The 25,137-nt window shown below is 63.3% G+C and carries 27 protein-coding genes; 7 read left to right on the plus strand and 20 right to left on the minus strand.

Annotated features, from left to right (window positions below):
- Window positions 1-70: 70 nt before the first annotated feature.
- On the plus strand, window positions 71-559 hold the full coding sequence (locus GEV39_RS08130; RefSeq protein WP_173891667.1) for a DUF2938 domain-containing protein: 489 nt from the start codon (window positions 71-73) through the stop codon (window positions 557-559).
- 228 nt (window positions 560-787) lie between these two features.
- Here the strand turns inward: GEV39_RS08130 and GEV39_RS08135 are convergent, their stop codons facing one another.
- Together GEV39_RS08135 and GEV39_RS08140 are read right to left on the minus strand one after the other, a co-directional pair.
- Window positions 788-982 (minus strand): hypothetical protein, encoded by a 195-nt coding sequence (locus GEV39_RS08135; protein ID WP_173888158.1) that lies wholly within the window; start codon window positions 980-982, stop codon window positions 788-790.
- Between the two features lie 276 nt (window positions 983-1,258).
- Window positions 1,259-2,032: a substrate-binding periplasmic protein gene (locus GEV39_RS08140; protein WP_173888160.1), complete on the minus strand. Its 774-nt coding sequence runs from the start codon at window positions 2,030-2,032 to the stop codon at window positions 1,259-1,261.
- 120 nt (window positions 2,033-2,152) lie between these two features.
- On the opposite strand from GEV39_RS08140, the gene dnaX reads away from it, so the two are divergent.
- The 3 genes from dnaX (at window position 2,153) to recR (ending at window position 5,367) form a co-directional block, all read left to right on the plus strand.
- Window positions 2,153-4,192 (plus strand): DNA polymerase III subunit gamma/tau, encoded by a 2,040-nt coding sequence (dnaX, locus tag GEV39_RS08145; RefSeq protein WP_173888162.1) that lies wholly within the window; start codon window positions 2,153-2,155, stop codon window positions 4,190-4,192.
- A 64-nt stretch (window positions 4,193-4,256) separates the two neighbouring features.
- On the plus strand, window positions 4,257-4,592 hold the full coding sequence (locus GEV39_RS08150) for a YbaB/EbfC family nucleoid-associated protein (protein ID WP_003254305.1): 336 nt from the start codon (window positions 4,257-4,259) through the stop codon (window positions 4,590-4,592).
- Between the two features lie 172 nt (window positions 4,593-4,764).
- The gene (gene recR / locus GEV39_RS08155; RefSeq protein ID WP_009683911.1) at window positions 4,765-5,367 is read left to right on the plus strand and encodes a recombination mediator RecR; all 603 of its coding nucleotides are present in this window, start codon (window positions 4,765-4,767) and stop codon (window positions 5,365-5,367) included.
- A gap of 128 nt (window positions 5,368-5,495) precedes the next feature.
- On the opposite strand, the gene GEV39_RS08160 is transcribed toward recR, so the two are convergent.
- The 16 genes from GEV39_RS08160 to ccoN (GEV39_RS08235) all read right to left on the minus strand — a co-directional run bounded on the left by GEV39_RS08160 (window position 5,496) and on the right by ccoN (GEV39_RS08235) (window position 21,299).
- Entirely contained in the window at window positions 5,496-6,044 is a 549-nt protein-coding gene (locus tag GEV39_RS08160) for an adenine phosphoribosyltransferase (protein ID WP_009683910.1), read from the minus strand.
- 55 nt (window positions 6,045-6,099) lie between these two features.
- Window positions 6,100-6,834 carry a Crp/Fnr family transcriptional regulator FnrA gene (fnrA, locus tag GEV39_RS08165; protein WP_173888164.1) on the minus strand — a complete coding sequence of 245 codons (735 nt, stop codon included), beginning with the start codon at window positions 6,832-6,834 and terminating at the stop codon, window positions 6,100-6,102.
- A gap of 186 nt (window positions 6,835-7,020) precedes the next feature.
- Window positions 7,021-8,403, minus strand: coding sequence for an oxygen-independent coproporphyrinogen III oxidase (gene hemN / locus GEV39_RS08170; RefSeq protein WP_173888166.1), 1,383 nt, complete (start codon window positions 8,401-8,403; stop codon window positions 7,021-7,023).
- A gap of 298 nt (window positions 8,404-8,701) precedes the next feature.
- Window positions 8,702-9,385, minus strand: a complete 684-nt coding sequence (locus GEV39_RS08175; protein ID WP_173888168.1) for a sulfite exporter TauE/SafE family protein — start codon at window positions 9,383-9,385, stop codon at window positions 8,702-8,704.
- On the minus strand, window positions 9,378-9,593 hold the full coding sequence (gene ccoS, locus GEV39_RS08180) for a cbb3-type cytochrome oxidase assembly protein CcoS (protein ID WP_173888170.1): 216 nt from the start codon (window positions 9,591-9,593) through the stop codon (window positions 9,378-9,380). The genes GEV39_RS08175 and ccoS overlap by 8 nt, the downstream gene beginning before the upstream one ends.
- Window positions 9,572-12,046: a heavy metal translocating P-type ATPase gene (locus GEV39_RS08185; RefSeq protein WP_173888172.1), complete on the minus strand. Its 2,475-nt coding sequence runs from the start codon at window positions 12,044-12,046 to the stop codon at window positions 9,572-9,574. Before GEV39_RS08185 ends, ccoS begins: the two co-directional genes overlap by 22 nt.
- A 155-nt stretch (window positions 12,047-12,201) precedes the next feature.
- Window positions 12,202-12,726, minus strand: coding sequence for a FixH family protein (locus GEV39_RS08190; protein WP_173888174.1), 525 nt, complete (start codon window positions 12,724-12,726; stop codon window positions 12,202-12,204).
- A gap of 15 nt (window positions 12,727-12,741) precedes the next feature.
- Complete coding sequence (gene ccoG, locus GEV39_RS08195) at window positions 12,742-14,157, minus strand: cytochrome c oxidase accessory protein CcoG (protein WP_173888176.1); 1,416 nt, start codon at window positions 14,155-14,157, stop codon at window positions 12,742-12,744.
- Window positions 14,158-14,441: 284 nt separating this feature from the next.
- Window positions 14,442-15,419 carry a cytochrome-c oxidase, cbb3-type subunit III gene (gene ccoP / locus GEV39_RS08200; RefSeq protein WP_173888178.1) on the minus strand — a complete coding sequence of 326 codons (978 nt, stop codon included), beginning with the start codon at window positions 15,417-15,419 and terminating at the stop codon, window positions 14,442-14,444.
- Window positions 15,416-15,607, minus strand: a complete 192-nt coding sequence (locus tag GEV39_RS08205) for a cbb3-type cytochrome oxidase subunit 3 (RefSeq protein WP_173888180.1) — start codon at window positions 15,605-15,607, stop codon at window positions 15,416-15,418. Before GEV39_RS08205 ends, ccoP (GEV39_RS08200) begins: the two co-directional genes overlap by 4 nt.
- A 5-nt stretch (window positions 15,608-15,612) precedes the next feature.
- Window positions 15,613-16,221: a cytochrome-c oxidase, cbb3-type subunit II gene (gene ccoO / locus GEV39_RS08210; RefSeq protein WP_173888182.1), complete on the minus strand. Its 609-nt coding sequence runs from the start codon at window positions 16,219-16,221 to the stop codon at window positions 15,613-15,615.
- Window positions 16,221-17,663: a cytochrome-c oxidase, cbb3-type subunit I gene (gene ccoN, locus GEV39_RS08215; protein WP_173888184.1), complete on the minus strand. Its 1,443-nt coding sequence runs from the start codon at window positions 17,661-17,663 to the stop codon at window positions 16,221-16,223. The genes ccoO (GEV39_RS08210) and ccoN (GEV39_RS08215) overlap by 1 nt, the downstream gene beginning before the upstream one ends.
- A 451-nt stretch (window positions 17,664-18,114) precedes the next feature.
- Window positions 18,115-19,056 (minus strand): cytochrome-c oxidase, cbb3-type subunit III, encoded by a 942-nt coding sequence (ccoP, locus tag GEV39_RS08220; protein WP_173888186.1) that lies wholly within the window; start codon window positions 19,054-19,056, stop codon window positions 18,115-18,117.
- Window positions 19,053-19,247: a cbb3-type cytochrome oxidase subunit 3 gene (locus tag GEV39_RS08225; RefSeq protein WP_009683895.1), complete on the minus strand. Its 195-nt coding sequence runs from the start codon at window positions 19,245-19,247 to the stop codon at window positions 19,053-19,055. The genes ccoP (GEV39_RS08220) and GEV39_RS08225 overlap by 4 nt, the downstream gene beginning before the upstream one ends.
- A gap of 5 nt (window positions 19,248-19,252) precedes the next feature.
- On the minus strand, window positions 19,253-19,861 hold the full coding sequence (gene ccoO / locus GEV39_RS08230; RefSeq protein ID WP_173888188.1) for a cytochrome-c oxidase, cbb3-type subunit II: 609 nt from the start codon (window positions 19,859-19,861) through the stop codon (window positions 19,253-19,255).
- A 13-nt stretch (window positions 19,862-19,874) separates the two neighbouring features.
- Window positions 19,875-21,299: a cytochrome-c oxidase, cbb3-type subunit I gene (ccoN, locus tag GEV39_RS08235; protein WP_173888190.1), complete on the minus strand. Its 1,425-nt coding sequence runs from the start codon at window positions 21,297-21,299 to the stop codon at window positions 19,875-19,877.
- Between the two features lie 50 nt (window positions 21,300-21,349).
- Between ccoN (GEV39_RS08235) and GEV39_RS08240 the strand changes: the two genes are divergently transcribed.
- On the plus strand, window positions 21,350-22,042 hold the full coding sequence (locus GEV39_RS08240; RefSeq protein WP_249414328.1) for an alpha/beta family hydrolase: 693 nt from the start codon (window positions 21,350-21,352) through the stop codon (window positions 22,040-22,042).
- A gap of 113 nt (window positions 22,043-22,155) precedes the next feature.
- Here GEV39_RS08240 and ppnP read toward each other — a convergent pair whose 3' ends face one another.
- Entirely contained in the window at window positions 22,156-22,440 is a 285-nt protein-coding gene (gene ppnP, locus GEV39_RS08245) for a pyrimidine/purine nucleoside phosphorylase (protein WP_009684816.1), read from the minus strand.
- A gap of 73 nt (window positions 22,441-22,513) precedes the next feature.
- Window positions 22,514-23,065 carry a 3'-5' exonuclease gene (locus GEV39_RS08250; protein WP_173888192.1) on the minus strand — a complete coding sequence of 184 codons (552 nt, stop codon included), beginning with the start codon at window positions 23,063-23,065 and terminating at the stop codon, window positions 22,514-22,516.
- A 194-nt stretch (window positions 23,066-23,259) separates the two neighbouring features.
- Here GEV39_RS08250 and GEV39_RS08255 point away from each other — a divergent pair, with 194 nt between their 5' ends.
- Window positions 23,260-24,060 carry a substrate-binding periplasmic protein gene (locus GEV39_RS08255; RefSeq protein WP_173891669.1) on the plus strand — a complete coding sequence of 267 codons (801 nt, stop codon included), beginning with the start codon at window positions 23,260-23,262 and terminating at the stop codon, window positions 24,058-24,060.
- A gap of 61 nt (window positions 24,061-24,121) precedes the next feature.
- Window positions 24,122-25,135, plus strand: coding sequence for a GNAT family N-acetyltransferase (locus GEV39_RS08260; RefSeq protein ID WP_173888194.1), 1,014 nt, complete (start codon window positions 24,122-24,124; stop codon window positions 25,133-25,135).
- Window positions 25,136-25,137: the final 2 nt, after the last annotated feature.

Here is a 25,137-nt window from a genome sequence, read left to right on the forward strand (position 1 = left end):
TAAAGCTGGCTTCAACTTCTATGCTGCGTGGCGTGGCGTGGTGATGACAGTCAATCTATGGGAATTTTCAATGACGTTTACTGCGATGTTTTCAGCGGCCTTGCCGATCGGTATCGGTGCTACGGTAGTAATGGACATGTGGGGCCTGTTGCTGAGGCGCTTGGGCGTTGCCACCTTGAATTTCGCCATGGTCGGGCGTTGGGCGGGGCATCTGCTGAATGGGCGTGTGCGGCATCAGGCGATTGCCAGGGCTGAACCGGTGCGGCATGAGCAGGTGTTGGGGTGGGGGATTCATTACGCCGTCGGCGTGCTGTTCGCGATATTGCTGGTTGGGTTTGTGGGGGAGCGATGGTTGATGGCGCCTACCTTGCTGCCTGCGGTAGTTCTCGGTGTGGGCACGGCCGTTGCGCCGTTGTGTCTCATGCAGCCGTTGTTGGGGGCAGGGTTCTTTGCGTCGAGGACACCGACGCCTGCGCGTAATTGCGTGAAGAGCCTGGTTACGCATTTTGTGTTTGGTGTGGGGTTGTTCCTGAGTGCGGGGCTGCGGGCCTCGGTGTGAGTACAGGCCGGCGGTCAGAGCGAGCGCAGGATTAAAATGCCGGCAATCAGCATGAGCGCTGTAGAAAGTGCGCCAAGGTAAAACAGCAGCACGCCTGTCCAGGGTGAGGATGTTCTGAGCTTGCGCATTTCCTCGGCGAATGCCTCCGCTTCACTTCGTGCGTTTTCAGTGTGACTTGGGGGGAGTGAAGCGCATTAGCGACTCCTTGTTACTGGATCGATCTAAAACTTACAGCTTGCTGGCCAGCGCCATGATGCCAACGATGGTCGTTACGACCGCTGAGCCAGTTGCTATGGGATACCAAAAAGCTTCTTGTCTGAGCGTACGCGCTTCTGCCACGAATTTCTGCGTCTCGGCGCCTAGCTTGCGGCCTTCATTTTGTAACTTCTCAAGTTCGAGGTGTGAGCGGTCATCCTGAAGCATCGGCCTGTCTTTTCGGTAGTGGTTAAGCTGCCATAGGTATCACGAAACTATGCGCTGACAGGGTGCGAGGCACTATCGCCGGTTTCCATGCATGCTGTAGTCCATGTCACAGGCAGCACGCGAGCTCGAATCGGTCGCAATACCCTGTGGGAGCGGGCGTGCCCGCGAAACAGGCGACGCGGTATAGGCACCAGCTTCACCGTAGATCGCCGGCAAGGCAGCGACCACAGGGAGAGTGCTGGCTTGCAGCTTCTGAGCATCACCAGCGCGTCTGTTTCACGGGCGAGCGACAGACGGGTTGTCGCTACGGCCCATCCCCGCGTACCGCTGAAGGATCCGCTCGATTTCCCCCGTCTGCTTCAGCCGCACCAAGGCGCGCAGCAGCCCTTGTGTGGGTATCGTCGGGTCGTTGCGCACCATGCACCCCAGGTCCTGCTCCTCCAGCACTGCCAGTACTTGCAGTTGCTGAGCCGCCGGCTGCCCTTGGTTGAACCACTGCAGCGACAACTCGTTGCTCACTGCATGGCGATAGCGGTGGGCTTGCAATTTCTGCAGGACCAGCAGCTGGCTGCGGCTGTCTTCGCGGCTCAGGCGGCCTTGGTCAAGCAGGGGTTGCAGGGATGGATAGGTATAACCCAGCACCGTGCCGATGGCTTGGGGTGGCAGTTGCTCTGCTGCGACCGGGGTGCTGTCGCCAATGCGCCCCACCAGCACGTCGCGCTGGTGAAACAGCGGTATGCTCCAGACAAAGTCCCCTGGGCGGTCATTGAACCATTGCGTGCTGACATAGCAACGCACATCAATGTCACCGCTGTTCATGGCCTCTTGCAAGCGTAGCCTGGCCATCACGTGATAGTGAGGGCGGACCCCTGCTTCCCTGGCCAGCGCCTGTACAAGGTCATAGACCAGGCCCTCAACCGGCTGGTCGTCTTCAACCCGCACCAGCGGCATGCTCCAGCTTTCAGCCACGGAAAAACGCAGCACCGGCTGTTCAGCCACGCTCTGGGTAGCCCAGACCAACAGCAAGGCCAGCAGTTTTCGCAAAAGCATCTCCTCCCTGGACAACAGGCGCTCGATTCATAGCTTAGCCGAGCTGCGCAGGGTGCAATTTTGCCCCCGCTCCGCTAGCATTAGCGATCTTCCGCTCGATCAGGCTACGATGGTTTTTCGATGAGTTATCAGGTTCTTGCACGTAAATGGCGTCCGCGCTCGTTCCGCGAAATGGTCGGCCAGACCCATGTGCTCAAGGCCTTGATCAATGCCTTGGACAACCAGCGCCTGCACCATGCCTACCTGTTCACGGGTACTCGTGGCGTGGGCAAGACTACCATTGCCCGTATCATCGCCAAATGCCTGAACTGCGAGACGGGTATCACCTCCACGCCCTGCGGCACCTGTTCGGTGTGCCGGGAGATCGACGAGGGCCGCTTCGTCGACCTGATCGAAATCGACGCCGCGAGCCGTACCAAGGTCGAAGACACCCGCGAACTGCTCGATAACGTGCAGTACGCGCCCAGCCGTGGGCGCTTCAAGGTCTACCTGATCGACGAAGTGCACATGCTCTCGACGCACTCGTTCAACGCCTTGCTCAAGACCCTGGAAGAGCCGCCGCCGTACGTCAAGTTCATCCTGGCCACCACCGATCCGCAGAAGCTGCCGGCCACCATCCTGTCGCGTTGCCTGCAGTTCTCGCTGAAGAACATGAGCCCAGAGCGGGTGGTCGAGCACCTCAGCCATGTGCTTGCTGCGGAGAACGTCCCGTTCGAGGCAGATGCCCTGTGGCTGTTGGGCCGTGCCGCCGACGGCTCCATGCGTGACGCCATGAGCCTGACCGACCAGGCCATCGCATTCGGCGAAGGCAAGGTGCTGGCCGCCGATGTGCGGGCCATGCTCGGCAGCCTCGACCACGGGCAGGTCTATGGGGTGCTGCAGGCGCTGCTCGAGGGCGATGCCCGGGCCCTGCTGGAGGCCGTGCGCAACCTGGCCGAGCAAGGCCCGGACTGGGCTGGCGTGCTGGCGGAAATGCTCAACGTGCTGCACCGTGTAGCCATCGCCCAGGCGCTGCCCGAGGCAGTGGACAACGGCCAGGGCGACCGCGACCGGGTGCTGGCGCTGGCCCAGGCATTACCGGCCGAGGATGTGCAGTTCTATTACCAGATGGGCCTGATCGGCCGACGTGACCTGCCGCTGGCGCCGGACCCGCGTGGTGGCTTCGAGATGGTCTTGTTGCGGATGCTCGCCTTCCGCCCGGCCGACACCGACGATGCGCCGAAACCGGTGCTAAAGCCAGTGGGGATCAGCCAGGCCACAGCTGATCCTGCCAACCCGGTGGCAGCCCCTGCGCCTGCCGTGCCGCCGCCCGCCGCCGAGCCGGCGCCCGCGCCGCTGGTAGTGCCGCCGCCAGCCACGGTGGACCATGAGCCCGAGCTGCCCGCAGACGCCGAGCTGAGGGCCGAAGTCGAGGCCATTTCGGTGCCTGAGCCCGTCGCCGAGGTGGTCGACCTGCCGTGGGAGGACCCAGCCCCGGCCAGCGCGCCTGTCACAGAGCCTGTTGCCGAGCCCGCGCCAGCCCCGCGGCCGACCCCGCAGGCTGCGCCTGTCGTGCATGACGAGCCGCCTTTCGACCCGTCTGCCTATGCCGCCGTTGGCATGGACCGGGACGACGAGCCGCCGCTGGACGAGGACTACTATGGCGGCGAAAGCGATCCGGTTGGCTTCAGCTACCTCGACGAGTTGGCCGAACACGTTCAGGAAGAAGCCCCTGCGCCCGCGCCTGCCCCGTTGCCAGCCGCCAAGCCGGCCACCGGTCTGGCCCTGCAATGGCTGGAATTATTCCCACAGTTGCCTGTCTCCGGTATGACAGGCAACATCGCAGCAAACTGTACGCTGATTGCCGCCGATGGCGACGACTGGCTGCTGCACCTGGACCCAGGCCAAGGTGCGCTGTTCAACACGACCCAGCAGCGGCGCCTGAACGAGGCGCTCAACCAGCATCTGGGGCGCACGCTGAACCTGCGCATCGAACTGGTCCTGCCCGAGCAGGAAACCCCGGCCCAGGCCGCCGCGCGCAAGCGGGCCGAGCGTCAGCAGGGCGCCGTCGCCTCGATCGAGCAGGATCCATTGATCCAGCAGATGATCAAGTTGTTCGGTGCCAAGGTGCGGCAGGATACTATTGAGCCTGTAGAAGCCCTGGCCAACCAGGGCCAGTAACGGATAACCCTGCGGCCGGCCCGGCGCTGGGCCGCATCAAATGACCCAATCGAGGTATACCCCCATGATGAAAGGTGGCATGGCCGGCCTGATGAAGCAGGCCCAGCAGATGCAGGAAAAAATGCAGAAAATGCAGGAAGAGCTGGCCAACGCCGAAGTCACCGGCCAGTCCGGTGGCGGCCTGGTGAGCGTGGTGATGACCGGTCGTCACGACGTCAAGCGCGTCAGCATCGACCAGAGCCTGATGTCGACCGATGAAGATGACAAGGAAGTACTGGAAGACCTGATCGCCGCTGCGTTGAACGATGCAGTGCGCAAGGTGGAGCAGAGCAGCCAGGAAAAAATGGGCGGCATGACCGCCGGCATGCAGCTGCCGCCGGGCTTCAAGATGCCGTTCTAAGGCATGCGCCCTCGAAAACCGCCGCTGACACCAGCGGCGGTTTTTTTTGTGCGTACTCGCAGCCGCCGCGGTCATTATTCTTGACCCGGCGCGCTCCCACCCGGAGGCTGATTTGACGCCACTGCCCCCGCTGGGTATAAACCGCCCCTTATTGAATTGTCAGGCCTTCCCCATGAGCTTCAGCCCCCTTATCCGCCAATTGATCGACGGCCTGCGCATCTTGCCAGGTGTAGGCCAGAAAACCGCCCAGCGCATGGCCCTGCAACTGCTCGAGCGTGACCGTAGCGGGGGGCTGCGCCTGGCTCAGGCTTTGACCCAGGCCATGGAAGGGGTAGGGCATTGCCGGCAGTGCCGCACCTTGACCGAGCAGGACCTGTGCCCACAGTGTGCTGACCCACGGCGTGACGACACCCAGCTGTGTGTGGTCGAGGGGCCGACCGATGTGTATGCGGTCGAGCAGGCCGGCTACCGCGGCCGTTACTTCGTGCTCAAAGGCCACCTGTCGCCGCTGGACGGCCTGGGCCCGGAGGCCATCGGCATTCCGCAACTGATGGCGCGGATCGAAGAGCAGGGTACCTTCACCGAGGTGATCCTGGCGACCAACCCGACCGTGGAAGGCGAGGCGACGGCGCATTACATCGCCCAACTGCTCAATGAAAAAGGCCTGGTGGCCTCGCGCATCGCCCATGGTGTGCCCCTGGGCGGGGAACTCGAACTGGTGGATGGCGGGACACTGGCCCATGCCTTTGCCGGGCGACGGCCGATTTCGCTCTGAAGCTACAAGCTGCAAGCTGCAAGCTGCAAGCTGCAAGCTGCAAGCTACAAGCTACAAGCTACAAGCTACAAGCTACAAGCAAAAGCAGATCGGCTTTTGCTTGCGACTTGCGATTTTCAACTTGAAACTCAATACTCGCTGAGGGAAAACTCGGTCAGGCAGAAGGTCGGCACTCCCGCCGCCTGCAGCCGGCGCGAACCGTCCAGTTCGGGTAGGTCGATGATCGCGGCGGCCTCGAACACTTGCGCACCAGTGCGGCGCACCAGGTTGGCCGCTGCCAGCAAGGTCCCGCCCGTGGCAATCAAGTCATCGAAAATCAACACCGAATCGCCTTCGCACAGGCTGTCGGCGTGCACCTCCAGGAAGGCCTCGCCGTACTCGGTCTGGTAACCCTCGCTCAGCACGTCGGCTGGCAGCTTGCCTTGCTTGCGGAACAGGATCAGTGGCTTGTTCAACTGGTGGGCGATGATCGAACCAATCAGGAAACCCCGCGCGTCCATGGCGCCAATGTGGCTGAACTCAGCCTCGACATAGCGCTCGATGAACTGGTCGGCCACATAGCGCAGCCCGCGCGGCGACTGGAACAGCGGGGTGATATCACGGAAGATCACGCCGGGCTTGGGAAAGTCCACCACTGGGCGGATCAGGGCTTTGAGGTCGAAGGCGTCGCTGTGCATTGTTGCGGGTATCCTGGGAAAACGAATGCCCAAGTATACCCGCTAAATACCGGCCTCAGGCCTCCATTGCACCACCGGCCAGCGCACACAGCTGGATCGGGTCAAGGATGTGCACTTCCTTGCCTTCGGCGCGCAGCAGGCCGTTCTGCTGGAAGCGGGTGAACACCCGTGACACGGTCTCCACTGCCAGGCCCAGGTAGTTGCCGATTTCGTTGCGCGACATGCTCAGGCGGAACTGGTTGGCCGAATAACCGCGGGCGCGGAAACGTGCTGACAGGTTCACCAGGAACGTGGCAATGCGCTCGTCGGCGGTTTTTTTCGACAGCAGCAGCATCATTTGCTGGTCATCGCGGATTTCACGGCTCATTACCCGCATCAGCTGGCGGCGCAGCTGCGGGAGCTGGACCGACAGTTCGTCGAGGCGCTCGAAGGGGATTTCGCACACGGAGGTGGTTTCCTGAGCTTGCGCCGACACCGGGTAGGCTTCGGTGTCCATGCCTGACAGGCCGACCAGTTCGCTGGGCAGGTGGAAACCGGTGATCTGCTCTTCGCCGCTGTCGCTGAGGCTGAAGGTTTTCAGGGCACCGGAACGTACCGCGTAGACCGAGCCAAAAATGTCACCCTGGCGGAACAGAAACTCGCCTTTTTTCAGCGGACGCCCGCGTTTGACGATTTCATCCAGTGCATCCATGTCTTCCAGGTTGAGCGAAAGAGGCAGGCACAGGGGGGCCAGGCTGCAATCCTTGCAATGGGCCTGGTTGTGGGGGCGCAGTTTGACTGGCTCGGACATTTGGATCGATCCTTGTGGGAAAGCACACATAAGTCGTAAGGGTAACCTACGACACAGGGTGTAGGCCAGTGTGCGCATCGATGCTGCGCGCTGGCGAAACCCCGGCAAATGGCCTGCCGGGGGTCCTTGTTCGCCCATAGTGTGCCTGGCAAGGTGGCGTGTCCATGCGGTTGAACGTCTCGCTTTTCAGATAACCCGGGAGAAGCGCTGGCGGTTCTGCAGCGCCAGGTAGGCATCGAACACCATGCATACCGAGCGCGCCAGCAGGCGCCCTGCCGGGAGAATGCGGATGCCCTTGTCGTCCAGGCTGATCAGGCCGTCGCGCTGCAGGGTCAGCAGTTCTGGCCAGAGGTGGTCGAAGTAACCGCGAAAATCGATCGTGAACGCTTGCTCGATGGGTTCGTAATCCAGCTGGAAATGGCAGATCAGTTGCTGGATGACCGCCCGGCGGATGCGGTCGTCATGGTTGCACAGCAGGCCGCGCTGGGTCGCCAGCTGGGCGTTGGTCAGGCTGTCCTGGTAGGTGTTGAGGTCACTGCTGTTCTGGCAGTACAAGTCGCCGATCTGGCTGATGGCCGACACGCCAAGGCCGATGAGGTCGCAGTGCCCGTGGGTGGTATAGCCCTGGAAATTGCGCTGCAGGGTGCCTTCTTCCTGGGCGATGGCCAGCTCGTCGTCGGGCAGGGCGAAATGGTCCATGCCGATATAGCGGTAGCCAGCGGCGGTCAACTGCTCGATGGTGGCGTGCAGCATCTCCAGCTTGGCGGCCGCGCTGGGCAGGTCGCTGCTGTCGATACGCCGTTGTGGCATGAAGCGTTCGGGCAGGTGGGCGTAGTTGAACACCGACAAGCGGTCGGGCTGCAGCCGGATCACCTCTTCGACGGTGCGGGCGAAGCCTTGCGGGGTTTGCTTGGGCAGGCCGTAGATCAGGTCGAGGTTGATCGAGCGGAATTGCAAGGTGCGCGCCGCCTCGATCAGGGTGCGGGTCTGCTCCAGGCTTTGCAGGCGGTTGATCGCGCGCTGCACGGCTGGGTCGAGGTCTTGCACGCCGAGGCTGACGCGGTTGAAACCCAGTTCACGCAGCAGGCCCATGGTCGACCAGTCGGCTTCGCGGGGGTCGATCTCTATGCCGTAGTCGCCGGAGTCATCGTCCAGCAAGTGAAAGTGCTGGCGCAGGGTAGTCATCAGCTGGCGCAGTTCCACATGGCTGAGGAAGGTCGGGGTGCCGCCGCCGAAATGCAGCTGTTCCACCCGCTGTTTCGGTGCCAGGTGGCAGGCGATCAGCTGAATCTCCTGCTCCAGGCGCTGCAGGTACGGCGCGGCGCGGGCGCGGTCCTTGGTGATGACTTTGTTGCAGGCGCAGTAGTAGCAGATGTTGGCGCAGAACGGCACGTGCACATACAGCGACAGCGGGCGTACCGCCCGGCGGCTTTCGCGCAGGGCGTGGAGCAGGTCGAACGAACCCACCTCGCTGTGCAGTTGCACGGCGGTCGGGTAGGAGGTGTAGCGTGGCCCGGCGAGATCGTAGCGGCGGATCAGGTCGGTATCCCAACGAATGTCGTCGAGCATGTGGGCGGTCCCCGGAAAGAGCAGCAGTGAACCGGAGTCTATGGGCGTCTGTAGGAATCTGTGTTGATTTGTATCAAGCGCCAAGCCGCAAGCGGCAAGCGGCAAGTCGAAAGTCGAAAGTCGAAAGTCGAAAGTCGAAAGTCGAAAGTCGAAAGTCGAAAGTCGAAAGTCGAAAGTCGAAAGTCGAAAGTCGAAAGCAGATCTGCTTTTGCTTGTAGCTTGTAGCTTGTAGCTTGTAGCTTGTAGCTTGTAGCTTGTAGCTTGTAGCTTGTAGCTTGTAGCTTGTAGCTTGTAGCCCTCAATGCCCCATCAGCCAATGCTGGTGCGGCCCGGGCATGGTCCAGATACCAAACAGCATCACCAGCACCCCGCCGGCCACCCGCACACTGCGCCGTTTCAACAAAGTGTTTACCCGCTCTGCCGCCAATCCGGTGGCCAGCAGTACCGGCCAGGTGCCCACCCCGAACGCCAGCATCAACGCCGCGCTGTAGCCGGCGTGGCCCTGGCTGGCCGCCCATAACAACGTGCTGTACACCAACCCGCATGGCAACCACCCCCACAAGGCCCCCAGCAGCAACGCACGGGGCAGGCTGGACACCGGCAGCAAGCGCGACGCCAGCGGCTGGATATGCCGCCACACGCCGCGGCCTAGCACCTCGATACGCGTCAGCCCGCTCCACCAGCCGGCCAGGTACAGGCCCATGGCAATCAACAGCAAGGCGGCCAGGACCCGCAGGGCCAGGGCAGCCGGGCTGCTGGCCACGGCCCAGCCGGCCAGGCCCAGCAGCAACCCGGCGCAGGCATAGCTGAAGATGCGCCCAAGGTTGTACGCCACCAGCAGGCGCAGGCGCCTGCCGCGTTGTTCAGGGGGGATGGCCAAGGTCAGCGCACCCATCAGACCGCCGCACATGCCCAGGCAGTGGCCGCCGCCGAGCAAACCGAGCACCAGCGCCGAGCCCAGCAGGGGAAGCAGGTCAGGCACGGGGTGGCAAGTCCTTGTCGGCGTTGTCCGGCGTGTCGTCGGGTTTGACCGCCGCCTGGTGACGAGGGTCCTGGTCGTCGAACAGAATGCTGTGCGCCGGGCCATCGAGGTCGTCGTACTGGCCACTGTCCACGGCCCAGAAGAAGATGTACACGGCCACGCCGACCAGCAGCAGGGCTGCGGGGATCATGACATAGAGGGCGGGCATGGCGTACTCCTGGCGGGTTGCGCGGCATCCATCGCGAGCAGCCCGGCGCTGACTGGCAAGCGGGTCAGGCGCAGGGCATTGAGCACCACGATCAGTGAGCTCACCGACATGCCGACAGCAGCCCACACCGGGGTGATCCAGCCGAGGGCGGCGAACGGCAACATCAGGCCATTATACAGGGTTGCCCACAGCAGGTTCTCGAGGATATTGCGGCGGGTGCGGCGCGCCAGTTCCAGCGCCTGCACCAGCGCGTTCAGGCGGTTGGACAGCAGCACTGCGTCGGCGCAGGTCTTAGCCAGGTCGGTGGCGCTGCCCATGGCGATGCTGATGTCGGCGGCGGCCAGCACCGGCACATCGTTGACCCCGTCACCCAGCATCAGCACCTTGCGCCCGTCGGCCTGCAGGGCTTTGAGGCGGTCCAGTTTGTCGTCCGGGCGCAGGCCGCCAATGGCGTGGTCGATGCCCAGTTGCGCGGCAACTTCCGCCACCATCGGTGAACTGTCGCCAGACAGCAGCAGGGTGCGCCAGCCCCGCGCTTTGCAGGCAGCCAGCAGGGCCGGTGCATCATCGCGCAAGCGGTCGTCCAGGCCGAACCAGGCCAATGGCCCCTGGCGGTCGCCCAGCAGCAGCCACTGGCCGCGAGGCTCGGGCACTGCGGGTATTTGCGCACCGCTCAAGGCGCAGACGAAGCTGGCCTGGCCAATGCGCAGGCGCTGGCCATCGACCAGCCCCTCCAGGCCCACGCCGGTCACAGTCTGCACCTCTTCAGCAGGTGTGGCCGCGCGCCCGAAGGCGCGGGCGATGGGGTGTTCCGAACGGTTCTCCAGTGCCGCCGCCAGCGCCAGGCAACGATCCGCGGGTTGGCTGCCGAGCGGGCGAATGCTGCGCAAGGTCAGCCTGCCTTCGGTCAGCGTGCCGGTCTTGTCGAAAATCACCGTATCGATCTGGTTCAGGCCTTCCAGCACATGGCCACGGGTCACCAGCAGGCCAAGCTTGTGCAGGGTGCCGGTGGCTGCAGTGAGTGCGGTGGGGGTGGCCAGCGACAGCGCACAAGGGCAGGTCGCCACCAGCATGGCCAGCACGATCCAGAACGCCCGTGCCGGTTCCAGGTACCACCACCACAGGCCGATGGCCACTGCGGCCATTAGCGAGAACAGCAGGAACCCCTGCGAGGCGCGGTCGGCAATTTCTGCCAGGCGTGGTTTTTCCGTCTGCGCGCGCTCCAGCAGGCGGACGATGGCCGACAGCCGCGAGTCGTGGCCCAGGGCCTGGACTTCTACGTTCAGCGTGCTTTCCACGTTCAAGGTGCCGCCGGTGACCCGGTCCCCCACCCGCCGCTGCTGTGGCAGGTATTCACCGGTGAGCAGCGATTCGTCGACGCTGGAGCGGCCTTCGACGATGCGTCCGTCGGCGGGAATCACCGCGCCGGGCAGCACCTGCACGGTGTCGCCGCATTGCAGTTCACTGAGCAGAATGCGCCCGCTGCGGCCTTGGCTGTCCAGGCGCAGGCACGAAGCCGGCAGCAAGTTCACCAGTTGCGCCGTGGCCGCTGCGGTGCGCTCGCGGGCGCGGCGTTCCAGGTAGCGCCCGGTCAGCAGGAACAGGGCGAACATGCCCACCGTGTCGAAATACAGCTCGCCGCTGCCGGTGATGGCTGTCCAGATACCCGCGCCGAAGGCCAGGCCAATGGCCAGTGACACCGAAACATCCATGGTCAGGTGGCGGGTGCGCAAGTCGCGGGCGGCGCCTTTGAAGAACGGTGCGCAGCTGTAGAACACGATGGGGATCGTCAGGAACAGCGCCACCCAGCGCAGGATGGTGTGCAGCTCGGGCGACAGGTCGATGTTGAATTCCGGCCAGGTGGCCATGGTCGCCATCATTGCCTGGAACCACAGCAGCCCGGCTACGCCCAGGCGCCGCAGGGCGCTGCGGTTTTCCCGGGCCAACTGCTCGGCGGCCTGGTCGGGTTGGTAGGGGTGGGCGGCGTAACCGATCTGGCGCAGTTCGGCCAGCAGGCGCGACAGTGGCAGTTGCGAGGCATCCCAGGCAACCAGCAGGCGGTGGTTGGACAGGTTCAGGCGCGCCTCGGCGACGCCGGGCAGGTTGCGCAGGTGTTTTTCGATCAGCCAGCCACACGCCGCACAGCTGATACCTTCGATCAGCAAGGTGGCCTCGGCCAGGTCGCCCACGTGGTGGACGAAGGTTTGCTGCACGTCACTGCGGTCGTACAAGGCCAGTTCGTCCTGCAACTGCCTGGGCAACGCTTCGGGGTTGGCGCTGTTGTCGCTGCGGTGCTGGTAGTAGTGTTCCAAGCCGCCGGCCACGATCGCCTCGGCCACTGCCTGGCAGCCGGGGCAGCAGAACTGCCGGGGCTCGCCGAGGACCACGGCGGTGAAGCGGCTGCCGGCGGGGACGGGCAGGGCGCAGTGGTAGCAGGGGGTGGGTTGGGTCATCACATCATTGCCTTACACATAGCGGCCGGTTGGCGCGCTTCCCTGTAGGAGCGGCCTTGTGTCGCGAAAGGGGCGCGAAGCGGCCCCACGATCTCAGCTTCGCAGCATAGGTTGCAGGGGCTGCTGCGCAGCCCTTTCGCGACACAAGGCCGCTCCTACAAGTGCTCGGCGCCTTGGATGGCTTCATCACCCAGCTGCAAGGTCACGCCATGCTCGACCTTTTCCTCCTCGAACAGCCGCCACACCTGGCCACCTTCACTGCCCAGCAGCTCAACGAAACGCCGCCCGTCAACCTTGTCTTGCAGCTGCCCCACGTAACGCCCGGCCTCGACCTGGCTCAGCAGCACCTTGCGGTCCTTTTCCGGTTGGGTGGGCGATATCAGGTTCAGTTCCAGGTTCTGCGGGTTGCTGTTGCCGGTCAGGCGCAGGTCCACTTCGCCGGTCAGTTCATCCAGATGCACACTGGCTTGCAGGCGCAGCTTATGTGCCAGCAGTTCGCGGTCCAGTGAGCGGTTGATGCCCTTGCCCGCCTCGTAGTAATTGTCGTTCACCAGGTTGTCCGGGTTGTTGACGGCGATGCTGACCATGCTCAGGCTCAGGCACACCGAGGTGGTGAGGATCGCAATGATGATCCAGGGCCAGAGGTGCTTGTACCAAGGGTCGGCGGCGGTGGCAGGCATTGTGGGTTATCTCTCTTAGCGGATCTGTGGGCCGATGAAGCGGCTCTTGGCTTCAACCTGCGCGCTGCTGTCGTCGGCGCTGTTGAGGATGAAGGTGATTTCGTTGGTGGTCGATGGCAGTTTTTCCGGCGCCACCGACAGCTGCACCGGCAGGCTGACGATATCCCCGGCGGCCACGCGGATCTCGCGTTGGCCTTCGAGCGTGAGGTCTGGCAGGCCAGTGGCGTCCAGCACATACACATGGTCACGCTGGTCCTTGTTCATGACCTTCAGGCTGTACACGTTCTCGATCCGGCCCTGGGCATTTTCGCGGTACAGCACACGGTCCTTGCTGACGTCGAAACCGACCAGCGAGCGGGTGGCGAAGGCCGTGGCCAGGCCGATGATCATCACCAGCAGCACCAGCGCGTAGCCGATCAGGCGTGGCCGCAGCAGGTGGGTTTTCTGCCCGGAGAGGTTGTGCTCGGTGGTGTAGCTGATCAGCCCTTTGGGGTAGTTCATCTTGTCCATGATGCTGTCGCAGGCATCGATGCAGGCCGCGCAGCCGATGCATTCGATCTGCAGGCCGTCGCGGATGTCGATGCCGGTCGGGCAGACCTGCACGCACAAGGTGCAGTCAATGCAGTCGCCCAGGCCTTGGGCCTTGTAATCCGCGCCTTTCTTGCGCGGCCCCCGGGTTTCGCCGCGGCGCGGGTCATAGGAGACGATCAGTGTGTCCTTGTCGAACATCACGCTCTGGAAGCGGGCGTAGGGGCACATGTACACACAAACCTGCTCGCGCAGCCAACCGGCGTTGCCGTAGGTAGCGAGGGTGAAGAAGCCGACCCAGAAATAGGCCCATCCATCGGCCTGGCCGGTGAAGAACTCGATCACCAGTTCACGGATCGGCGAGAAGTAGCCGACGAAGGTCATGCCGGTGACGAAACCGATCAGCAGCCACAGGCTGTGCTTGCTGAACTTGCGCAGGAACTTGTTGGCGCTCATGGGCGCCTTGTCGAGTTTGATGCGCTGGTTGCGGTCGCCCTCGGTGACCTTTTCACACCACATGAAGATCCACGTCCACACGCTTTGTGGGCAGGTGTAGCCACACCAGACCCGGCCTGCGAACACGGTGATGAAGAACAGGCCGAAGGCGGCGACGATGAGGATGCCTGACAGCAGGATGAAGTCCTGCGGCCAGATGGTGGCACCGAAGATATAGAACTTGCGCTCGGGCAGGTTCCACCACACCGCCTGGTGGCCACCCCAGTTCAGCCATACGGTGCCGAAGTACAGCAGGAACAGTGCGGCACCGCCAACCATGCGCAAACGCCGGAACAGGCCGGTGAAGGCGCGGGTATAGATTTTTTCGCGGGACGCGTAGAGGTCGACGGCGTCCTTCCCTTTCGTGGCAGGCGGCGTTACATCATGTACCGGAATTTGCTTGCTCATCATCAAGTCCCACGGCAGTGGAAAAATGCCGCGGCCAGTGCGTGCCGGCCGCAGTCTCGCGCAATCTGCTAGCGCTCTGCGGTTCATGATACGCCGCTGTGGGCGGCCCGGGGTCGCACTGCGACCTTTAGTCGCGTTGGGTTCGCGGTATGAATCGTGTTATGGCAGGTGTCAATTGATCCAGGTCATCAGCCTGCGAGAAATGCTGTGCCAGTACCGGCCTCTTCGCGGGTAAACCCGCTCCTACAAGGGTCGGGTTTACCCGCGAAGAGGCCAGGCCTGCCTTACTCGGCCTTGGCCGGCTCAGCCTGGTGCGACAGGCTGTACACATAAGCCGCCAGCAGGTGCACCTTGTCGTTGCCCTGCAGCTGTTCCTGGGCCGGCATCTGCCCCTGGCGGCCATAGCGGATGGTCTGCTGCAACTGGGCAAAGCTGGAGCCGTAGATGAACGCCTGCGGGTGGGTCAGGTTAGGTGCCCCCATGGCTGGCGTGCCTTTGCCTTCCGGCCCGTGGCAGGCCACGCAGTTGGCGGCGAAGATCTTCTGCCCGTTCTGCACATCGGCCTTGACCCCTTGCGGCAGGGTACGGCCATCGAGCTTGCTGACCACGAATGCCGCGACGTCGGCCACACCTTGGTCGCCGATCACTTCGGCCCATGCCGGCATCACACCGTGGCGGCCGCCCATGATGGTGGCCTTGATGGTTTCCGGCTCGCCGCCCCAGCGCCAGTCATTGTCGGTCAGGTTGGGGAAACCGAAGGCGCCCTTGGCGTCGGAGCCATGGCATACCGAGCAATTGGAGGCGAACAGGCGTGCGCCCATTTTCAGCGCCTGCGGGTCTTTGGCCACTTCCTCGATAGGCATGGCGGCGAACTTGGCGTAGATCGGGCCGAAGCGCGCCTGGGCCTTGGCCATTTCCTTTTCCCACTCGTGCACGCCGGTCCAGCCCTGCTGGCCGTTGGAAAACTCGGTCTGTTTGTCGTTGTCCAGGTACGAATAACCCGGCAGCATGCCTTTCCAGTTGCCCAGCCCCGGGTACAGCACCAGGTAGCCGAGGGCGAAGACGATGGTGCCGACGAACAGCCAGAACCACCATTTCGGCAGTGGGTTGTCGTACTCCTCGATACCATCGAAAGCGTGCCCGACGGTTTCGTCGGTCACCTCTTCGCGCTGGCCCTTGCGGGTCGACAGCAGCAGCCAGGTCAGCGAGAAGATGGTGCCCAGGGTCAGGACGGTAACGTACAGACTCCAGAAGGTTGTCATTGTTGTTTGCTCCCAGAAGCTTTTGCTTGCTCGACGGGCTGTTTGGCCTCGGGGTCATCGGCGAAGGGCAGTTGGGTCGCTTCGTCGAAGTCCTTCTTGCGCCGTGGGTTGAACACCCACAGCGCCAGGCCCACGAACGCCACCATCACCACGACGGTACCCAGGCCGCGAATCATCCCGATATCCATCAGCGTCACCGTTTGCTCTTGATGATGGTGCCAAGACCCTGCAGGTACGCCACGAGGGCGTCCATTTCGGTCTTGCCCTTGACCGCGTCACGGGCGCCGGCAATGTCGGCGTCGGTGTACGGTGTGCCGAGTGTGCGCAGCACCTCCATCTTCTTCGCGGTGTCCTTGCCGTCGAGCGTGTTCTCGACCAGCCAGGGGTAGGCCGGCATCTTCGATTCCGGCACCACGTTGCGCGGGTTGTACAGGTGCGCGCGGTGCCAGTCATCGGAGTAGCGGCCACCGACCCGTGCCAGATCCGGCCCGGTGCGTTTGGAGCCCCACAGGAACGGGTGGTCCCACACGCTCTCGCCGGCGACCGAGTAGTGGCCGTAGCGCTCGGTTTCGGCGCGGAACGGGCGGATCATCTGCGAGTGGCAGCCCACGCAACCTTCGCGGATATAGATGTCCCGGCCTTCCACTTCCAGGGCGGTACGCGGCTTCATGCCCTCCACCGGCTTGTTGGTCACGTCCTGGAAAAACAGCGGGACGATCTGGGTCAGGCCACCGACGCTTACCGCGATGACCATGAAGAAGGCCAGCAGGCCAATGTTCTTCTCGACGGCTTCATGCTTCATCAGTGCGCTCCCACAACGACGATCTTGGCGGCTTCTTCAGCCTGTGCCGGGTTGGCGGCACGCACGGTACGCAACACGTTGTAGGCCATCAGCAGCATGCCGCTGGCGAAGAACGCACCGCCCAGGGCGCGCACGATGTAGCCCGGGTGGCTGGCTTGCAGTGCTTCGACGAACGAGTAGGTGAGGGTGCCGTCATCGTTGATGGCACGCCACATCAGGCCCTGGGTAATGCCGTTGACCCACATCGAGGCGATGTACAGCACGGTGCCGATGGTGGCCAACCAGAAGTGCGCGTTGATCAGGCCAACGCTGTGCATCTGCACGCGGCCATACAGGCGTGGGATCATGTGGTACACGGCGCCGATCGAAATCATGGCGACCCAGCCGAGGGCGCCGGCGTGCACGTGGCCGATGGTCCAGTCGGTGTAATGCGATAGCGAGTTGACGGTCTTGATGGCCATCATCGGGCCTTCGAAGGTGGACATGCCGTAAAACGCCAGCGACACCACCAAAAAGCGCAGGATCGGGTCGGTACGCAGTTTGTGCCAGGCCCCCGACAGGGTCATCATGCCGTTGATCATGCCGCCCCAGCTTGGCGCCAGAAGGATGATCGACATCACCATACCCAGCGACTGCGCCCAGTCGGGCAGGGCGGTGTAGTGCAGGTGGTGCGGGCCGGCCCAGATGTACAGGGTGATCAGCGCCCAGAAGTGCACGATCGACAGGCGGTACGAGTAGATCGGCCGCTCGGCCTGCTTGGGCACGAAGTAATACATCATGCCCAGGAAGCCGGTGGTCAGGAAAAAGCCCACGGCGTTGTGCCCGTACCACCACTGGATCATCGCATCGGTGGCGCCGGCGTAGGCCGAGTACGACTTGAACAGGCTGACCGGCAGGGAAATGTGGTTGACGATGTGCAGCATCGCGGTGACCACGATGAAGGCACCGTAGAACCAGTTGCCGACATAGATATGCTTGGTCTTGCGCTTGACGATGGTGCCGAAGAACACCACCCCGTAGGTGACCCAGACAATGGCCAGCAGGATTGCCAGTGGCCACTCCAGCTCGGCGTATTCCTTGGTGGTGGTGTAGCCCATCGGCAGGGTGATCAGCGCCCCGACGATCACTGCCTGCCAGCCCCAGAAGGTGAAGGCGGCCAGGCTGTCGGAAATCAGCCGCGTCTGGCAGGTGCGCTGCACCACGTAGTAGCTGGTGCCGAACAGCGCGCAGCCGCCGAAGGCGAAGATCACCAGGTTGGTGTGCAGCGGACGCAGGCGGCCGAAGCTGGTCCAGGGCAGGTCCAGGTTCAGTTGTGGCCACACCAGCTGCGAGGCGATGAAGACGCCGAGGCCCATGCCAAGGATCCCCCAGACCACCGTCATGATGGCGAACTGGCGGACGACCTTATAGTTATAAGCAGTCGGACTGATTGCTGTGCTCATTCTAAGGTTCCACGGTTTTGATGTTCTTGTTGGTTGAAAAATCGGCGCCAGTATTGATAACCATCCGGGTTACCGCAACGCAACTTTGGTACGCCGACCCGTGTCCGGGCCCGTTCACTGATGTCCCGCAGCGCTCGGGTCAGGTGGATTGTACACAAATAAATATTTGTAATGTGTACCGTTTTTCACCTTTTTCTGATCGATCGGTCAAGCTTTTTTTGGGGCGGCCACTCGCCAGGCGCGGCGTATGCGCCGGTGCTTTCGTAGTATGCCCACCGTGGCAACAAGCTTAGTTCTGTTCGGAGGGGGTGCAAGGGGGGGAGTAGGGCGGGGGAGCGCTGGGGCTGCTCTGCAGCCCTTTCGCGACGCAAGGCCGCTCCTTCAGAAAAAATGCGATCTCCTGTAGGAGCGGCCTTGCGTCGCGATGGGCCGCAAAGCGGCCCCAGGGCTATTACTTGGAGGTCACGGTTTCAGCCGCGCCATCCTGCGACAGGCTGTACACATAAGCCGCCAACAGGTGCACTTTGTCGTTACCCTGAATCTCGGCCTGCGCCGGCATCTGCCCTTGGCGACCGTAGCGGATGGTCTGTTGCAGCTGGGCAAAGCTCGACCCATAGATGAACGCCTGTGGGTGGGTCAGGTCCGGCGCGCCCATGGCCGGGGTGCCTTTGCCTTCCGGCCCGTGGCAGGCCACGCAGTTGCCGGCGAAGATCTCCTTGCCCTTGGCCGGGTCGGCCTTGGCGCCTTCCGGCAGTTTACGGCCGTCCATGCTGGTCAGCACGAACGCGGCGACGTCGGCCACGCCCTGCTCGCCAATCACCTCGGCCCAGGCCGGCATCACACCATGGCGGCCATTCATGATCGACGCCTTGATGGTCTGCGCATCACCGCCCCAGCGCCAGTCCTTGTCGGTGAGGTTGGGGAAGCCGAACGCGCCCTTGGCGTCCGAGCCATGGCAGACCGAGCAGTTGGAGGCGAACAGGCGCCCGCCCATTTTCAACGCCTGCGGGTCGTTGGCCACTTCCTCCACCGGCATGGCGGCGTACTTGGCGAAGATCGGCCCGAAGCGGGCGTCGGCCTTGTCCATTTCCTTTTGCCATTCGTTGGCGCCGGTCCAGCCATTTTCATAACCCGGCAGAATGCCTTTCCAGTTGCCCAGGCCCGGGTAAAGGATCAGGTAGCCGACCGCGAACACCAGGGTGCCAACGAACAGCCAGAACCACCACTTGGGCAAGGGGTTGTCGTACTCCTCGATGCCGTCGAAGCTGTGGCCCATGGTCTGGTCGGTGGGGTTGTGGCTCTGGCCCTTGCGGGTGGCGAGCAACAGCCAGGTCAGGCCAATCAGGCTCCCGATGGTCAGTACGCTGATATACGTACTCCAGAAGGTGGTCATTGCCCGTTACTCCTTTTTGCAGCAGGTTCCTGCCCGGCAGCGGGCAGGCGGTCGTCGACGAAGGGCAGCAAGCGCGCCTCGGCGAAATCACGGTCGCGACGGCGGTTGAATACCCACAAGGAGAGGCCGATGAAGGCGACCATCACCACCAGGGTGCCGAGGCCGCGAATCATGCCGGTGTCCATTTCCATCGCAATCACCTCTTGTTCTTGATCGCGGTGCCAAGCACCTGCAGGTAGGCCACCAGCGCGTCCATCTCGGTCTTGCCCTTGACCGCGTCGCGGGCACCGGCGATGTCGTCGTCGGTGTACGGCACGCCAAGGGTACGCAGGGTGCGCATCTTCACGTCGGTGTGGCTGTTATCCACCTGTTGGGCGACCAGCCAGGGGTACGCCGGCATTTTCGATTCCGGCACCACGTTGCGCGGGTTGTACAGGTGCGCGCGGTGCCAGTCGTCCGAGTAGCGGCCGCCGACCCGGGCCAGGTCCGGGCCGGTACGCTTGGAGCCCCACAGGAACGGGTGGTCCCACACGCTCTCGCCGGCGACCGAGTAGTGGCCGTAGCGTTCGGTTTCGGCGCGGAATGGGCGGATCATCTGCGAATGGCAGCCCACGCAGCCTTCGCGGATGTAGATGTCGCGGCCTTCGAGCTGCAGCGCGGTGTAGGGCTTCATGCCTTCGACCGGCTTGTTGGTGACGTCCTGGAAGAACAGCGGCACGATCTGGGTCAGGCCGCCGATACTGACGGCGAATACCATCAGCAGGGCCAGCAGGCCAACGTTTTTCTCGATGACTTCATGTTTCATCAGGCAGGTCTCCTCAAGCCAGCTGGGCGTTCGCAGGGGCAGCATCAAGCGCCGGCGAACGCACGGTGCGCCAGGTGTTCCAGGCCATCAGGAACATGCCGCTGAGGAAGATCGCACCGCCGACGAAGCGCACGATGAAGCCGGGGTGGCTGGCCACCAGGGTTTCCACGAACGAATAGGTGAGCGTGCCGTCGCTGTTCACTGCGCGCCACATCAGGCCCTGGGCAATGCCGTTGACCCACATCGAGGCGATGTACAGTACGGTGCCGATTGTGGCCAGCCAGAAATGCGCGTTGATCAGGCCGATGCTGTACATGCGTTCCTTGCCAAACACTTTCGGGATGGTGTGGTACAGGGCGCCGATCGAGATCATCGCGACCCAGCCCAGGGCACCAGCGTGCACGTGGCCGATGGTCCAGTCGGTGTAGTGGGAAAGGGCGTTGACCGTCTTGATGGCCATCATCGGGCCCTCGAAGGTGGACATGCCGTAGAACGCCAGCGACACTACCAAAAAGCGCAGGATCGGGTCGCTGCGCAGTTTGTGCCAGGCCCCCGACAGGGTCATCATGCCGTTGATCATGCCACCCCAGCTCGGTGCCAGCAGGATCAGCGACATCACCATGCCCAGCGATTGCGCCCAGTCAGGCAGGGCGGTGTAGTGCAGGTGGTGCGGGCCGGCCCAGATGTACAGGGTAATCAGCGCCCAGAAGTGCACGATCGACAGGCGGTAGGAATACACCGGGCGCTCGGCCTGCTTGGGCACGTAGTAGTACATCATCCCCAGGAAGCCCGCGGTCAGGAAGAAGCCCACCGCGTTGTGGCCATACCACCACTGCACCATGGCGTCGGTGGCACCGGCATAGACCGAGTACGACTTGGTCAGGCTGACCGGCAGTTCCAGGTTGTTGACGATGTGCAGCATGGCCACGGTCAGGATGAACCCGCCGAAGAACCAGTTGCCCACGTAGATGTGCTTGGTGTTGCGCTTGATCAGCGTGCCGAAGAACACGATGGCGTAGCAGACCCAGACGATGGTGATCAGAATGTCGATCGGCCATTCCAGCTCGGCGTATTCCTTGGAGCTGGTGTAGCCCAATGGCAGGCTGATGGCCGCCAGCAGGATCACCAGCTGCCAGCCCCAGAAGGTGAACGCGGCCAGGCCGGGTGCGAACAGGGTGGTCTGGCAGGTGCGTTGCACCGAATAATAGGACGTGGCGAACAGCGCGCAGCCGCCGAAGGCGAAGATCACCGCATTGGTGTGCAGTGGGCGCAGGCGGCCGAAGCTGGTCCAGGGGAGGTCGAAGTTGAGGGCAGGCCAGGCAAGCTGGGCGGCGATGAAAACGCCGAGCCCCATCCCGACGATTCCCCACACCACCGTCATGATGGCGAATTGGCGGACCACCTTGTAGTTATAGGCGGTACTGCTGGTTGTGTTCATGTATGGGTTCCCATCCACGGTTATTTGGCAGGCTTTACAGCGAGGCAAGCATGATTAATGGGCAAAGTGCCGGTATTGACGGGGATCAATGGGCGAAGGTCGGAAATGTCCCAGGCTTGCGTTGCGATCTTGCGCGGGTCGAGGGCGGGGAGGGTTACAAGGGCTGCCTGATCCTGGCCCACGGTGCCGGTGCGCCGATGGACAGCGGGTTCATGGACGAAATGGCGCAAAGGCTTGCGGCACTTGGGGTAGCGGTGCTGCGCTTCGAGTTCCCGTACATGGCCGAGCGCCGGGTTGGCGGTGGCAAGCGGCCGCCGAACCCGCAGAAGGTATTGCTGGAAAGCTGGCGCGAGGTATATCGGCAGGTGCGACCTTTGGTCGCGGGCAAGCTGGCTGTGGGTGGCAAGTCGATGGGTGGGCGCATGGCCAGCCTGCTGGCCGACGAACTGGGCGCCGATGCGCTGGTGTGCCTGGGGTACCCGTTCTACGCGGTGGGCAAACCCGAGAAGCCGCGCGTGGAGCACCTGGCCGAGTTGAAAACACCGACGTTGATCGTGCAGGGCGAGCGCGATGCGCTGGGCAACCGGGAGGCGGTGGCAGGGTATGCGTTGTCGCCGGCGATCGAGGTGAGCTGGCTAGTGGCGGCGGACCATGACCTGAAGCCGTTGAAGGCTTCGGGGTTCAGCCATGAGCAGCATTTGCAGGCGGCGGCTGAACAGGTTGCGGCATTCCTGAAGGGTTAGCGCTGGATGCTTCGCGGGCTTGCCCGCTCCCACACGTACTGCGCAGCCCTGGAGGCTGGCGGTGATCTTGTGGGAGCTGGCTTGCCGGCGATAGGGCCGATGCAGGATGACGCTTAGTCGCGGTACTCGCACAGGTAAGCGGTGTCTACCTTGACCTGCAGCTGGAACTTGCTGTCAGCCGGTACATTGAACGTGTCGCCCGCCTTGAAGGTTTCCCAGTTGTCGCTGCCTGGCAGCTTGACGATCAACGCACCCGACACCACGTGCATGATTTCACGCTTGGCGGTGCCGAACTCGTATTCGCCCGGGGCCATCACGCCGACAGTGGCCGGGCCTTCTTCGCCCGTGAAGGCGATCGACTTGACGGTGCCGTTGAAGTACTCGTTGACCTGGAACATGGGCGTCTCCTGAAAAAGGGGAGGAAAAAGGGCTGGCCAGTATGCCCAAGCCCAATGGCCTCGTCATCTGCTTTCAGGGCCCGTCGGCGGGCAGGCTCAAGGGCAGCAGCCGCGCTGTGTTGCGCGCATCTTCCAGGGCCCGGTGCTGCTGCCCGCAAAAGTGCATGCCAGCCAGTTGCAGGGCGCCGTTCAGGCCGGCAGGGCGCTGCAGGTGGCGGGCCTTGGCAAAGCGTTGCTTGAGGTTGATGTGCGCCAGCGTACGCAGCAGGCTGTCCACGCCGTGCAGGTGCCATTCCTGGTGCAGTTGCTGGCGGTCGTAGTCGCCCCAACTGACCCAGGCCTGCAGCTGTTGACGATGCTGCCCGAGCCAGTGCTCGAAGCTGGCCCACACCTCGCGAAACGGCGCGGCAGCGTCAACGTCAGCCTGGCTGATGTGGGTCAGCTCGCGACAGAACGGGGTCAGCTGCGGGCGCCGCCGCGGGCGCACGAACCGCTGGAAGTGGTCGACCTCACGCCCTTCGCGGGTGACCAGGCTCGCGCCGATTTCAATGACTTCCATCTCCGTGACCGGCCACCCACCCTCATCGGTGGTGGCCTCCAGGTCGATCACCAACCAATGGCCCATACCAGGCTCCCTTGCAGATCCTGCTAGAGCGTAGCCAAACTCGGCGCATCCGGCACCTCGTGGCATTTTGCCGCCCGTTTTGTCACCGCCAATGGCGTATCGAGGGGCACGAAAGCCGGAGGCAGCAGTTGTGCCGCCCTCGGAAAACGCCTAGCTTAAGCGGACCCAGGCATGAACCGTGATGAATGTCCGCCTTGACCCCCGCGCCCGGCCTGAAGGCCTTGTCCACCCTCGTGTTGCTGGCTGTTTACTGGTTGGCCGTACCGGCATGGGCGGCAGATGCCATCGAGGTGAAGGTCGGTGCCGCGCATTTCCCGCCGTATACGGTGCGTCCCGAGCAGGGGGCCGATGTCGGTTTGCTGCCGCAGTTGGTCGCTGCGCTCAACCGTGCCCAGCAGCGCTACCGCTTCGTGCTGGTGCCCACTTCCATCCAGCGGCGTTTCAGTGATTTCCAGCAAGGCCGTACCGACATGGCCATTTTCGAAAACCCGCAGTGGGGCTGGCAGCAGATCGCCCACCAGCAGGTGGACATGGGCCTTGAAGACGCCGAAGTGTTCGTGGCCCGCCAGGTCGACGGGCGCGACCCGCATTACTTCGATGACCTGAAGGGCAAGCGCCTGGCGCTGTTCAATGGCTACCACTATGCGTTCACCGGCTTCAACGCCGACCCGCGCTACCTGCGCAAGGTCTACAACGCGACGTTGACCTATTCGCACGACAGCAACCTGTTGATGGTGCAGGCTGGCCGCGCCGACATCGCCCTGGTCACGCGTTCCTACTTCAGTGACTTCCTGGCACGTAACCCGTCCAGCCGTGCGCAACTGGTCGCCTCGCAACGCATCGACCAGGTTTACCACCACTACGCACTGCTGCGGCCCGCCGCACCCATTGGTGAGCAGTCGTTCGCTGAACTGTTGAGAGGCTTGCGTGATAGTGGCGAGCTGGCGCGCATTTTCCAGCCTTACCGCATCGCCGTCAGTGCGCCCGAGGACTAAATTGCCGCCAGGTGGCATCGTTCTCGACAGTGAGCCCTTTGTTCATTCGCGAGACCTACCCATGCCCTTCGATGCCGCTTCGCAGCCACAGTCACCGCCACGTTGGCGCAGCCTCAGCGCCGAGGAGGGGGACAACAGGCTGAGCCTGACCCTGGAGGGCCGCCCGCTGGCGCAGGTGCGCCTGCAGGCAGGTCCACCCTTGCAGGTACACCTTGAGCAACTGTGCCCCGAGCGCCCTTATCAAGCCCTGTGGGCTGCCTGCTATTGGCTGTTGTCCCGTGACAGCGCCCGCCAGCGCCTGGCCTGGCACCTGCCCGAGGTGGTGCCGCAGGCATTGACCAGCGGCCTGCTGTTGGTGGGCGATGTGCCTGGCCAGTACCTGTGCGAGCGCGCGCTGTTCTGGCAGTTGCCGCAACCCTGGCTGGGTGAGGCGCTGGCTGCCCCCTACCCGCAGCAGATGCAGATCAGTAACGGCAAGCGCCACCCGCGGCGTGCGCCCAAGCCCCGTGGCGAGGTCTATCGGCGCTTCGATGCGCGGCTGGGTAGCTGGGTATCGCTGCGCACCTTGGACATCGAACATGACCTGGAGCGCTTCAACCGCTGGCAGAACAACCCGCGCGTGGAGGCGTTCTGGCAGGAAAGCGGCACACTTGCCCAGCACCGCGCGTACCTGGCCAAGCTGGAGGCCGACCCGCATACCCTGACGTTGATTGGCTGTTTCGACGATCAGCCCTTTGCCTATTTCGAGGCATACTGGGCCAAGGAAGACCGCATTGCACCGTTCTACCCGGCCGATGACTACGACCGCGGCATCCACATGCTGGTCGGGGAGCAGAGCCATCGTGGGCCGCACAAGGTCGCCAGCTGGCTATCGGCGCTGGTGCATTACCTGTTCCTGGATGACCCGCGTACCCAGCGGGTAGTCGCCGAGCCGCGTGCCGACAACGGCAAGATGATCGGCTACATGCTCGACCAGTGCTTCCATTGCGAGAAAGAGTTCGACTTCCCGCACAAGCGCGCGGCGCTGATGATGCTGGGCCGGGAGCGGTTCTTCGATCGTTGCAGGCTCGCCTGATG

The sequence above is a fragment of the Pseudomonas sp. NY5710 genome (assembly GCF_013305665.1).
Lineage (GTDB): Bacteria > Pseudomonadota > Gammaproteobacteria > Pseudomonadales > Pseudomonadaceae > Aquipseudomonas > Aquipseudomonas juntendi.

What these genes read in the sequence shown, in the direction of transcription:
- GEV39_RS08130 (WP_173891667.1), top strand. Translation starts at nt 71, where the DNA reads ATGACGTTTACTGCGATGTTTTCAGCGGCCTTGCCGATCGGTATCGGT.
- GEV39_RS08135 (WP_173888158.1), bottom strand. Translation starts at nt 982, where the DNA reads ATGCTTCAGGATGACCGCTCACACCTCGAACTTGAGAAGTTACAAAAT.
- GEV39_RS08140 (WP_173888160.1), bottom strand. Translation starts at nt 2,032, where the DNA reads ATGCTTTTGCGAAAACTGCTGGCCTTGCTGTTGGTCTGGGCTACCCAG.
- dnaX (WP_173888162.1), top strand. Translation starts at nt 2,153, where the DNA reads ATGAGTTATCAGGTTCTTGCACGTAAATGGCGTCCGCGCTCGTTCCGC.
- GEV39_RS08150 (WP_003254305.1), top strand. Translation starts at nt 4,257, where the DNA reads ATGATGAAAGGTGGCATGGCCGGCCTGATGAAGCAGGCCCAGCAGATG.
- recR (WP_009683911.1), top strand. Translation starts at nt 4,765, where the DNA reads ATGAGCTTCAGCCCCCTTATCCGCCAATTGATCGACGGCCTGCGCATC.
- GEV39_RS08160 (WP_009683910.1), bottom strand. Translation starts at nt 6,044, where the DNA reads ATGCACAGCGACGCCTTCGACCTCAAAGCCCTGATCCGCCCAGTGGTG.
- fnrA (WP_173888164.1), bottom strand. Translation starts at nt 6,834, where the DNA reads ATGTCCGAGCCAGTCAAACTGCGCCCCCACAACCAGGCCCATTGCAAG.
- hemN (WP_173888166.1), bottom strand. Translation starts at nt 8,403, where the DNA reads ATGCTCGACGACATTCGTTGGGATACCGACCTGATCCGCCGCTACGAT.
- ccoS (WP_173888170.1), bottom strand. Translation starts at nt 9,593, where the DNA reads ATGCCCGCCCTCTATGTCATGATCCCCGCAGCCCTGCTGCTGGTCGGC.
- GEV39_RS08185 (WP_173888172.1), bottom strand. Translation starts at nt 12,046, where the DNA reads ATGACCCAACCCACCCCCTGCTACCACTGCGCCCTGCCCGTCCCCGCC.
- GEV39_RS08190 (WP_173888174.1), bottom strand. Translation starts at nt 12,726, where the DNA reads ATGCCTGCCACCGCCGCCGACCCTTGGTACAAGCACCTCTGGCCCTGG.
- ccoG (WP_173888176.1), bottom strand. Translation starts at nt 14,157, where the DNA reads ATGAGCAAGCAAATTCCGGTACATGATGTAACGCCGCCTGCCACGAAA.
- ccoP (WP_173888178.1), bottom strand. Translation starts at nt 15,419, where the DNA reads ATGACAACCTTCTGGAGTCTGTACGTTACCGTCCTGACCCTGGGCACC.
- GEV39_RS08205 (WP_173888180.1), bottom strand. Translation starts at nt 15,607, where the DNA reads ATGGATATCGGGATGATTCGCGGCCTGGGTACCGTCGTGGTGATGGTG.
- ccoO (WP_173888182.1), bottom strand. Translation starts at nt 16,221, where the DNA reads ATGAAGCATGAAGCCGTCGAGAAGAACATTGGCCTGCTGGCCTTCTTC.
- ccoN (WP_173888184.1), bottom strand. Translation starts at nt 17,663, where the DNA reads ATGAGCACAGCAATCAGTCCGACTGCTTATAACTATAAGGTCGTCCGC.
- ccoP (WP_173888186.1), bottom strand. Translation starts at nt 19,056, where the DNA reads ATGACCACCTTCTGGAGTACGTATATCAGCGTACTGACCATCGGGAGC.
- GEV39_RS08225 (WP_009683895.1), bottom strand. Translation starts at nt 19,247, where the DNA reads ATGGAAATGGACACCGGCATGATTCGCGGCCTCGGCACCCTGGTGGTG.
- ccoO (WP_173888188.1), bottom strand. Translation starts at nt 19,861, where the DNA reads ATGAAACATGAAGTCATCGAGAAAAACGTTGGCCTGCTGGCCCTGCTG.
- ccoN (WP_173888190.1), bottom strand. Translation starts at nt 21,299, where the DNA reads ATGAACACAACCAGCAGTACCGCCTATAACTACAAGGTGGTCCGCCAA.
- GEV39_RS08240 (WP_249414328.1), top strand. Translation starts at nt 21,350, where the DNA reads ATGATTAATGGGCAAAGTGCCGGTATTGACGGGGATCAATGGGCGAAG.
- ppnP (WP_009684816.1), bottom strand. Translation starts at nt 22,440, where the DNA reads ATGTTCCAGGTCAACGAGTACTTCAACGGCACCGTCAAGTCGATCGCC.
- GEV39_RS08250 (WP_173888192.1), bottom strand. Translation starts at nt 23,065, where the DNA reads ATGGGCCATTGGTTGGTGATCGACCTGGAGGCCACCACCGATGAGGGT.
- GEV39_RS08260 (WP_173888194.1), top strand. Translation starts at nt 24,122, where the DNA reads ATGCCCTTCGATGCCGCTTCGCAGCCACAGTCACCGCCACGTTGGCGC.